We start from the raw sequence: 2,771 nt of genomic DNA on the forward strand, positions 1-2,771 counted from the left end.
CCACGGGGGGACCGCCGGCGCCGAGCTGGACCCCCCGATCCGGGACGCCGCCACTCGCGAGCTCCTCTGGGACGCACTGCGAGACGGCACCATCGACGCGATCGCCTCCGCCCGGCTCGGACTGTCGGTCGTGTGGACGGAGGCGCGGCGCAGGGGGTGCGATCTCGCGGACGTGGCCTGCTGGATGTCAGGGAGGACGGCCGCGATCGTCGGGCTCGAGGACCGGGGGGAGATCCGGACGGGCCTGCGGGCCGACTTCGCGGCCGTCGCCGACGACGAGGCGTTCGTCGTCCTCCCCGGCGCCCGCGAGCTCGGATCGGCCGACGCGGTATATGCCCAGAGGGCACTGGCGGGAGTGGTGCGCTGGACCATGACCGACGGTCGCGTCGTCGATCCCCGATCCCTCGCCAGAGGCGCCGTCCTGTCCCGGCCCGGCACATGAACCCCTTGGTCGAGCGACTGGCCTTCCTGCCGTTCCCGGCGGGTGTGACCTCGGCCCTGCTCATCACCGAGTACGCGCTCAAGATCCTGGCCCTGGGCATGGTCCCGGAGAACCGGCAACCGGCGTCCTCGCAGGCCTGGCTGCTGGTGATCCTGTTCATCCCGATCGTCGGGGTGCCGCTGTTCCTGCTGCTGGGCAACCCGTACATCACCGGACGACGACACATCATCCAGGCGGAGGCCAACAGGCTCTACGAGGAGGCCCTCGAGGACCAGCCCACGGTTCCGGACTCTGTGCGGGTGGATCCCGGCGTGCGGACCATCCTCGAGATGAACCGTACGCTCACGGCGATCCCCTGCATGTCAGGAGATTTCGTGGCGCTGCACTCGGACTACTCCGCGTCGCTGGCGGCGATGACGGCGGCGGTGCGGTCCGCCCGTGACCACGTGCACATCGAGTTCTACGCCCAGTCCTGGGATGACGAGACCGATGACTTCTTCGGCGCCGCCGTCGAGGCCGCGGAGCGGGGGGTGGCGGTGCGGGTGCTGGTCGATCACCTCGGTTCGCTGAGGTACCGGGGATTCGCGCTGCTCCGCCGGCGTCTGCGTCGCACCCCGGTCGAACTCCACCTCATGCTGCCGATCAACCCGTTCGTGGGCAGGTTCCGGCGGCCCGACCTCCGCAACCACCGCAAGATGCTCATCGTCGACGGAGACCGCGGGTTCATCGGTTCCCAGAACCTCATCGCCCGGAATTACGGCAGTCCCCGCAACGCCCGGTTGGGGCGGGAGTGGGTGGACCTCATGATGGAGGTCCGGGGGGAGATCGTCCGCGCGATGGACGGGGTCTTCCTCGTGGACTGGTACTCCGAGTGCGGGGAGGTCATCGGCACGCTCGAGGAACTGTCCCGGGGACTACCGGTGGCGGCCGGTCGTCCTGCGGGCGACCCGACCGCCGGCGACCCGGTCAGCGCGTTTCAGCTCGTCCCGTCCGGGCCCGGGTACCGCACGCAACCCAACCTGCGGATGTTCACCCAGCTCATCGGCCAGGCCGAGCATCGGATCAGGATCGTCAGTCCGTACTTCGTCCCGGACGAGGCGCTGCTCCACGCGGTGACGTCGGCGGCGTTCCGGGGTGTCGATGTGGAACTGTTCGTTCCCGAACACGCCGACCAGTTCCTGGTCCACCACGCCCAGCGCTCCTACTTCCGTGCGTTGCTCGAGGCCGGGGTCCGGATCAACAGGTTCCGCTCGCCCGCCGTGTTGCACACCAAGATGTTGCTGATCGACGACTTCACCGGGGTGGTGGGGTCGAGCAACATGGACCAGCGGTCGTTCAACCTGAACTTCGAGATCAGCCTGCTGGTCCTCGGCGGAGAGGCGGTGGCCGAGATGAACGAGGCGGTGGACGCCTACCTCGAGGACAGCACCTCTCTCGACCTGGAGACCTGGCAGCGCCGACCCTGGCCGGGGCGCTATGTGGACAACGTCGCGCGACTGAGTTCGGCGCTCCAGTAGACCTGGGACCCGTCCGGCCGCGCGCCCGCCCCGGGTGTGTCCGTCCGGGCGGCCGGCCCGCGATGACACCCGGCCCAGGGGGCCGACCTTGTAGTAGTACGCTTTGCGTGCGTGGGCCGGAGGGCCCTGCTCGTGACGAGAGGCCAGCACACATGCCCCAGAACAGTGTTTCCGGACTCCGGGCGAGGCGCATCGGCGCGGTCGTCGCCGCAACCGCACTGGCGGCCGTCGGTATCCCGGCCGCGGCCCACGGGCAGGAGACCTCGGGCTCCGATTCCTCGTTGCCCACCCAGACCGGCAACAGCAGCGTCGACGGCCTCATCGGACTGATCCCCGACGAGATCGTCATCGGGAACCCTGGCGTCGGGGCGGGATCCGAGGGGCTACGGGATCTCGGGAGCGGCGTCGTGCCGGACACCGCACTGTCCGTGGGTCAGGTCCTGGGCTCCGTGGCGCCCCTCGAGGCCCTGGGATCGGCGGGCGGGTCCGCGGCCGCCTCCGTGGCGTCCTCGGGAAGTCTGCCCGGTTCGGTGTACGTGAACCCGACCGGATCGCTCGGGTCGGGCACCATCGGACTCGGATCGCTTTCCATACCCGAGTACCTCTTCCCGGTACTCAGCGTGCAGCTGGCCGGGGGGTACTTCGCCGCCATGGCCGAGCGCCAGGAGGCCGGAGAGCTCTATCCGCATGAGTTGTCGTTCTGGCATGACGTGGTGGTGGGGTCGGCCGAGGCCGGCGGCGCCCTGGAGGACGCCGCTGCCGGGGCCGGGACCGAGCTGCCCGGCGGACTGGCCGGGAGCATCGACGCCGTC

1 protein-coding gene and 2 pseudogenes are annotated in these 2,771 nt (G+C 70.0%); all 3 read left to right on the top strand.

Annotated features, from left to right (window positions below; translation table 11 throughout):
• A pseudogene (locus G6019_RS07910) lies at positions 1-442 on the top strand (amidohydrolase family protein); the annotation flags it as partial.
• Positions 439-1,959 carry a cardiolipin synthase gene (cls, locus tag G6019_RS07915; protein ID WP_182613297.1) on the top strand — a complete coding sequence of 507 codons (1,521 nt, stop codon included), beginning with the start codon at positions 439-441 and terminating at the stop codon, positions 1,957-1,959. The pseudogene G6019_RS07910 and the gene cls, both read left to right, overlap by 4 nt.
• 152 nt (positions 1,960-2,111) lie before the next feature.
• Positions 2,112-2,771: pseudogene (locus tag G6019_RS07920) on the top strand (hypothetical protein); the annotation flags it as partial.

It is taken from the genome of Dietzia sp. DQ12-76, assembly GCF_014145045.1.
Taxonomy (GTDB): Bacteria; Actinomycetota; Actinomycetes; order Mycobacteriales; family Mycobacteriaceae; genus Dietzia.